A 6,747-nucleotide genomic window follows, 5' to 3' on the forward strand; every position below is an offset into this window, starting at 1 on the left:
ACAATTAGCAGCCAGCAGATCCCAGGTGTTTTCACTGAAAACAATTAGCAACCAGCAGCCCCCAGGGAGTTTTCACTGAAAACAATTAGCAGCCAGCAGACCCCAGATGTTTTCACTGAAAACGACTAGCAACCAGCAGATTAGCAAAGGCAGAAATCTTATTGTTCAGGCCAAATGGATGAAATACGTCATATCTTGTTTGACCAAAATGCCGGTAGCGACCAAGTTTTTAACGGCTCTCGATACGTTCGGTTGCTTCATGGACAAATCCTTAGCTAGTGCGGTCTGATTCAATACAAACGCTTTTCTTTGCTCAAACTCAGCATACTTCATGATTAAATGATTCAGAACGTGCATATCTGCTGGTGATAGCCTGTGTCTGTAAATGAAACTTAAAAAGCTCGATAAATCGCGTAAATCTTCCATATCGCCCCCTATATCAAATATGATATAGTTTACCATGCAACACAGGTTATATCAAATTTGATATGGTAAGACAATGACTACACATGAAGAGCTACAGCAGGAACTTGAGTACCTAGCGACAACGGATCTCACGGTCAAAAGCCCAAGGGTTCAAGCCTGGATGGAGAAAGCAGCTAACCATTTACGAAAAGATCAGCTGCTTCCTGGACAAAGGTTTGTTGTCGATAAAGACACCTTCTGCTTGAAAAAAGTGTTCATAAATTAAGGGTTCCTATGAACATCAATTTTAATATACCGGGCCGTCATTCATCTTTTTTTCCGAATCTCACGCCACAACATCCACATTGTGAAGCCCAAAACGGCAACTGTAGCAACAGTTGCACATAATCCAATTATTTGAATAGTATTCATGACGCCCCCTTTTCTTTCACCATAGGCTTAGTTATACCCCCTGTTGGTGCAATGAAAAACCCCTTCCGAATTGATCGGCTCCAGGTGGTTTGTTGAAAAAGGTATTTATCAATTAATATTAAGTAATCAAATATGCGCAAAACGAGGACATATGAATACAATACAGATTATCGGTTTGTTTCTTGTTTTTGGAACCTTCGCCCTGTTATTTCTATCAGGCTGGCTGCTTTGGAATGACATTAAGAAAAACCCTTAAGCTCCCCAGTTGGATGCCCCTGCGACCCTATATCAATATTGATATAACAAACCTCTCGACTCTGCCACACTGTAACCCGCAGACTTTCTAGCTGAACAGCACTCATACGCCCCCTTTTTTCTCTTTCTCGCATTCTGCATTTCCCGTTCGCCAAAGAGCAAAGAACGGGGGGGCGCAGCATGAGCAGTCGCTCTCCCCCCCGCTACGTCAAACCAATAAAATTGCTTTAACGTAGCGTGGGGCCTCGCTTTCGGGAGTTTCGCGCACATTTTTAAACGGCTATTGTGTCGGGATCTTCGCGTGTCTATAATGAAGCCTCATATCTCGCGCCTGTCGGCGCTTAAATACACGCAAATTCCAGTTATTTTATTTAGCTTGGCGCTCAATAAAAATCTCGTGATTTCGAGGTTTTCCTTTCATTTCTCATAGCGCAAAAAAGGTGCGAACAGTCCGACCTTAACGTGGGCGAATCGGTGCTTTAAGTAGTGCCGCGCAGCATAGCTGCGGGTGTTCTTACAAACTGGATTTCCCTATGAATTTCGACCCTCACTTGGAGCTGAAAAAGCTTCAAACACAGACGGCACAGATCCGTAAATCGCGGTATGCAAAATCGCGTTTAGACCGCTTCAAAGGTGAGTTGTTATTGCTGCATCGAGAAGGGGCAACAACGGCACAGCTTCAACGCTGGTTACGCTCAAATCGCATCAAAGTGGCATGGTCAACGGTGCATCGATGGCTAGCGAAAAATGGTTAGATTCTCATCCCCTGCAAAGCAAGCCGGCGCTGTGATCAAATCGCTCCAAGGGGGAGTGTTAAAGTCGGTGAGTACCGCCAGTAATTACGAAAAAAGTCTCACTCAGGTAGCGAAATACATTCAGGAAAACAAACTAGGCTCATTGCAGCAGATGACCCCTGATGCCGCCAAAACCTATCTTGAATATAGAGGGCAGGCCGTAGGCCAGAAAACGCTGGATATGGAACGTCAGGCGCTGCAAGCTATGATGATCCACTACACCAAACAGCTAAGTCCTTCCGAAAAGCTGCCTGTGCAAAAATCAGAGTTAGACCAAACCTTAAAGTCTCGCGCTTACCCTGCTCACCAAATCCAATTGATCGCCCAATCCCAAACGCCAAAGAACGCGCTAGCGACTGAAATCGCAGCTGCCGCAGGACTCAGGGCGCACGAACTGCTTACCCTGCAACCAGCCAAAGACAAACCCGCTGACGAACGGCCAGAACTGGCAACCAAATGGCAAGGGATTAATGGTGATCGGCTCACGGTAACAGGCAAAGGCGGTTTAACCAGGGAAGTGATCATTCCTTCGCACCTGGCTGAAAAGCTGGAAGCGTTAAAGCTAGAAGAGCCCACGCAAAATACAGATCGCGGGATCTACTACACGCAACATTACGCCATAGGTGGCGGAGTGAACTGGTCTAGCTCATTCTCAGCCGCATCTACGCGAAAAATTGGGATGGAGCAGTGGCGCGCATGGCCTCAGACACAGCTACGCCCAAAGCCGAATGGATACCTTGCAACGGGCAGGATTAACCAAAGTGGCCGCGCTCGAAACCGTATCCCAAGAAATGGGGCATTTTAGACCTGAAATCACAGAGGTTTATCTTCGATAACATCCTTAAAATGAAGAGACTTGCGACATATCAAATTTGATATAACCCGCCGTTTTGAAACAAACTCTTTGCCATTTCAAATTGTTCAACAGACTCCGCTAGTCGAACGCTTCTCAGAGGCTCTAAAAAGCGTTTTCAGCCACTATCAATGAAAATGGTTACACGTTTACGCTTTTTAGTTAAAAACGCCCAGAATCTCGATTTAGGCCGCTCAGATTTAATTTTGACCTTATCTTTTTGCTAGACAGTCGCGAAGCGACACGCTGTTAAACCAAGTACCGATTTCAAATGTGGGTTAAAGGCCGTAGGCAAAGCGAACCCTGCCGTGTGTTCTTTTGAACTCGCCCCTAGCGAAGCTAGGAAGTGGCGAGGCATTAGAGGGGAAGGGTGGAGCCTTTAGGCGACCTTGGGGCGAAGCCCCGTGGTCGCGGCGAAGCCGCCCTCTTTTTGCATTGAAGGTGAGATGGTTGACAGGTGAAGCTCGGGTTATCCACAGACCGATTCTTTTTTAATAAATCTTTCTTGTTTTTATAGATCTTTCTTGTTTTTAGCCCTCCTGTAAGCCTTGCTCTGTCTACTCCATAGCGATCAAAGGAGGAGAGATTTACGGTCAAAACGGAGTTAAAGGAGGAGAGATTTACGGTCAAAACGGAGTTAAAGGAGGAGAGATTTACGGTGATATTAACACCTTAAGAGGAATTCTGTTGACAACTATTCCTCCGCTAGCTACGGTGGAATCTCTAAAAAAGGACTTCTCCAATGAATAACTCATCTGTGACCAAATCAAATGCGCTCATAGACGCTAGATTCAAGCTTAATGTTCAAGCGCAAAAGCTTGTTCTAGCCTGCCTTTCAAAGATAGATTCTCGCCCCAGCGCGGAGCCAAGGAAAGAGATAAAACTAACAGCCTCAGAGTTTTCAGACTTAATGGGAATTGATATCAAGAATGCCCACAGAGAACTCTACAAAGCTGCTGATGCTCTTTTTAAATCAAGTATTACGCTTCATGAAGAAAATGAAGAGATTGAAATTTATTGGATACAAAAAAAAGTTAAAAAATTACGCGGCGAAGGGGCAGTGACATTAGTTTGGTCTGATGATGTTCTACGTTATATCTGCCAATTAAAGTCACGATTTACCACATACAAGCTACGCAACATTGCAACCCTGCAATCAGCGCACTCAATTCGTCTTTACGAGCTGCTAATGCGCTTTAACGCTACAAATAATAGAGTAATAAAACTCGATGAGTTTAGGGCTGCGATCGGCCTGGAAGATAAATACCCGCTGTTTAAAGATCTCAACAAATGGGTGGTAAAGCCAAGCGTTGAAGAACTCAATCAGCGCAGTGACTTGGTTATCTCCTACGAGACCATCAGAAAGGGACGCGCCGTATCAGCGTTGGCTTTTACTTTTAAGCAAAACAAACAACTGAAAATGGATATATAACCCCACCTGCAACACATGCAACATCGCGCCTGTTGGCGCTTAAATATAGGTGCAACACATGGCAAAGGTTAACCTCTCAAAAGCTGCTGCTCTAGTAGGAAAGAATAGAACCACAATTTGGCGTCACGTCAAGTCAGGTAAGGTTTCTATTGAAAGAGATAGAGATGGGAATCCCTTAGTTGATACATCAGAGCTAATCCGTGTGTATGGTGAGTTAAAACCAATTGCAACACCTGAGTCAGAAAAAAAACAACACCAAGCAACACCAGATTACGAGGCTCTGCTTAACATAATTACAGAGCTAAAAAACGAACAAAAGGAGATGAGGAAGCAAATAGAAAACCTAACAAACAGGCTTACCCACAACAAAAGTAGCAACGACATAGACAATAAAGAATCCACAGACTTCAGCACAATAGTACTTGCACCTGAAAACGATCCTGATTGGCCAAAAGAAGTAAAAACCCTAGAAGATATTCAAATCAGAAATGAAATAAGGAGCAAGTACCAATCTAATCAGCCTTAAAAATACTTCAAAATTTACTCAACCTCCCCCCCCATGCCTCCCACACCCACTTGGAGCACCGTGGAGCACAAGGATAACCATGGAGCACACGGAACACGGGGAGCACCGCCAGAAAAATAAATGCTTTTTAAACAATGAGTTATACGCACAAGACGTAATATATATTACACTCCAGTCTCTGAGATGTTTTATTTGTCAACTGAAAACGGTTAAATATCCAATTATCACGAATAAACAGGTCACGACACGAAACCAGTAAATCATTGATTTAAATACATTTTCAGTCAACAATGTTATTGTGAAGTCAAATAAGGACAGATAAATGAGCATACGTTCAAAAAAGGCTGGTATGAACAAAGCAGCAGAAAAACGAATTACGTTAATGGAAACACTATGGACTGAAGCAGAGTTAGCTTCGTTTCACACTTGGGACCGTAAGGTTCAAAATGGTTTCACAACCATTCCAAGAACCATGACTTATATAGGAAAATTCATAAATAAGCACTCACCAGGTAAACCATTATCAGACACTTACTTAACTCTTTGGTGTCATGTTTTCGATGAAAGCTTTATTGAAATAAAGAATAAAAACGAATTTGCAACTGAGTCAGGATTTAGCGGAGAAAGAGCCGTTACAACATGGACAGGCCGAATGAGAAAACTTGAAGAGCTTGGTTTTATAAAATCCAAAGATGGATCAAGTGGCGAATTTAGCTACTTGATAATAACCAACCCATTGAAAGTAATACATGAGCACTATCAAAATCACCCTAAGGACGCTTTATACAACTCCTTGGCTGCAAGGCTTATCGATATTGGTGGCACATTTGTATAGACAGAAGTGATGACACAATAATGCTCAAGACCCAAAGAACAATAATTTTGCCAGAAGAAAACCTAACAAGTAAGACAAGGCCCTAACGGCCAAGAGGAGTAAAAAATGTTAAAATTTGCATTTGTAAACGCTGCGGCGGAGAGAGAGTACAAAGACCTCCCCCAAGATGTCCAAGACCAATTTGGCAAATCATTACGCACAATCCAGTACAACGGCACCCCAGATTTAATGATCGCACCACTAAAAGGTTTTTCGGTAAATGTAGTTGAATTGAAGATCAATGGAAGCCCTGCCTTTCGGTGTGTATACACAACAAAGTATCTTGATACCGTTGTTGTTTTACATTCGTTTGAAAAGCATACGAACGGCTCCGATAGGCAGGCTATGTCAGTAGTAAAACTAAGGCTTAAAGAGTTACAAGATGAACTAAGAAAAACAGGTTAGCAAGCAACTGCGACTTCTTTGGAAATATGGATTGAAGCCTCATACAAAGAAGGCATGTTCCAGTTTGCCTTAAAACCAAGAGAGTCCAACATGTCCAAAAAGGCATCTAAAGTAAACTTTTCGATTTTGCTATTCATTAAATCTGAAACCCGAGGCTGACTAATCCCCAATTGCTTAGCAGCAACTGCTTGCGACCACCCCTTCTCTTTAATCAGATTCGATAGCATGATAGACAGATCCATCTTCATGGCCATCTTGCTAGCAATTGGCTCAGGATGTGTCACATGGAAGGGACTATCGTAAAATTTAAGAGCCATTTTGAACCTCTTTACTCGATTTATATAAAATTTTATATAAATATAGTATGAGATAGTGACGTCACCGTCAACTTATCAAGTACCAAATAAGTAACTCTATCACGCAAATAACATATGCATGCAATGACCATTATGTTAAATAGCTGGGTTAGCTATGTTTTTTGGGGAGAATCTAGGCTGAGCCAACCTTAAAGCTCAAAAGCACCTATGATATTGTCGTGAATCACTCAATTAAACCATGAAAGTTTACTACTGTTTAAGGTTCAAAATTGCGCCAGAACAAGTACGGATGAACTCAACACATAGTTAGACTAAAGCTAGTGTTTTCATAAGTTTTCACTGAAAACAATTAGCAGCCAGCAAACCCCAGATGTTTTCACTGAAAACAATTAGCAGCCAGCAGATCCCAGGTGTTTTCACTGAAAACAATTAGCAACCAGCAGCCCCCAGGGAG

The 6,747-nt window shown here is 42.7% G+C and carries 8 protein-coding genes; 6 read left to right on the forward strand and 2 right to left on the reverse strand.

Annotation, left to right across the window (positions count from 1 at the left end):
* Positions 1-165: 165 nt before the first annotated feature.
* On the reverse strand, positions 166-426 hold the full coding sequence (locus DB48_RS00005; RefSeq protein ID WP_152619069.1) for a MarR family transcriptional regulator: 261 nt from the start codon (positions 424-426) through the stop codon (positions 166-168).
* Positions 427-1,625: 1,199 nt separating this feature from the next.
* On the opposite strand from DB48_RS00005, the gene DB48_RS19770 reads away from it, so the two are divergent.
* The 6 genes from DB48_RS19770 (at position 1,626) to DB48_RS00040 (ending at position 5,976) form a co-directional block, all read left to right on the forward strand.
* Entirely contained in the window at positions 1,626-1,847 is a 222-nt protein-coding gene (locus DB48_RS19770) for a hypothetical protein (RefSeq protein WP_082035551.1), read from the forward strand.
* A gap of 67 nt (positions 1,848-1,914) precedes the next feature.
* Complete coding sequence (locus DB48_RS00015; RefSeq protein WP_327269861.1) at positions 1,915-2,691, forward strand: site-specific integrase; 777 nt, start codon at positions 1,915-1,917, stop codon at positions 2,689-2,691.
* Between the two features lie 790 nt (positions 2,692-3,481).
* Positions 3,482-4,171, forward strand: a complete 690-nt coding sequence (locus DB48_RS00020; protein WP_041508302.1) for a replication initiation protein — start codon at positions 3,482-3,484, stop codon at positions 4,169-4,171.
* A gap of 58 nt (positions 4,172-4,229) precedes the next feature.
* On the forward strand, positions 4,230-4,697 hold the full coding sequence (locus tag DB48_RS00025) for a hypothetical protein (protein WP_041508303.1): 468 nt from the start codon (positions 4,230-4,232) through the stop codon (positions 4,695-4,697).
* A 322-nt stretch (positions 4,698-5,019) separates the two neighbouring features.
* Positions 5,020-5,532 (forward strand): hypothetical protein, encoded by a 513-nt coding sequence (locus tag DB48_RS00035; RefSeq protein ID WP_041508305.1) that lies wholly within the window; start codon positions 5,020-5,022, stop codon positions 5,530-5,532.
* Positions 5,533-5,637: 105 nt separating this feature from the next.
* The gene (locus DB48_RS00040; RefSeq protein WP_041508306.1) at positions 5,638-5,976 is read left to right on the forward strand and encodes a type II toxin-antitoxin system RelE/ParE family toxin; all 339 of its coding nucleotides are present in this window, start codon (positions 5,638-5,640) and stop codon (positions 5,974-5,976) included.
* Here DB48_RS00040 and DB48_RS00045 read toward each other — a convergent pair.
* On the reverse strand, positions 5,973-6,293 hold the full coding sequence (locus tag DB48_RS00045; protein WP_041508307.1) for a helix-turn-helix domain-containing protein: 321 nt from the start codon (positions 6,291-6,293) through the stop codon (positions 5,973-5,975). The two genes, DB48_RS00040 and DB48_RS00045, sit on opposite strands and share 4 nt — an antisense overlap.
* Positions 6,294-6,747: the final 454 nt, after the last annotated feature.

The organism is Shewanella sp. cp20 (genome assembly GCF_000832025.1).
Classification (GTDB): Bacteria; Pseudomonadota; Gammaproteobacteria; order Enterobacterales; family Shewanellaceae; genus Shewanella.

What these genes read in the sequence shown, in the direction of transcription:
- DB48_RS00005 (WP_152619069.1), bottom strand. Translation starts at nt 426, where the DNA reads ATGGAAGATTTACGCGATTTATCGAGCTTTTTAAGTTTCATTTACAGA.
- DB48_RS19770 (WP_082035551.1), top strand. Translation starts at nt 1,626, where the DNA reads ATGAATTTCGACCCTCACTTGGAGCTGAAAAAGCTTCAAACACAGACG.
- DB48_RS00020 (WP_041508302.1), top strand. Translation starts at nt 3,482, where the DNA reads ATGAATAACTCATCTGTGACCAAATCAAATGCGCTCATAGACGCTAGA.
- DB48_RS00025 (WP_041508303.1), top strand. Translation starts at nt 4,230, where the DNA reads ATGGCAAAGGTTAACCTCTCAAAAGCTGCTGCTCTAGTAGGAAAGAAT.
- DB48_RS00035 (WP_041508305.1), top strand. Translation starts at nt 5,020, where the DNA reads ATGAGCATACGTTCAAAAAAGGCTGGTATGAACAAAGCAGCAGAAAAA.
- DB48_RS00040 (WP_041508306.1), top strand. Translation starts at nt 5,638, where the DNA reads ATGTTAAAATTTGCATTTGTAAACGCTGCGGCGGAGAGAGAGTACAAA.
- DB48_RS00045 (WP_041508307.1), bottom strand. Translation starts at nt 6,293, where the DNA reads ATGGCTCTTAAATTTTACGATAGTCCCTTCCATGTGACACATCCTGAG.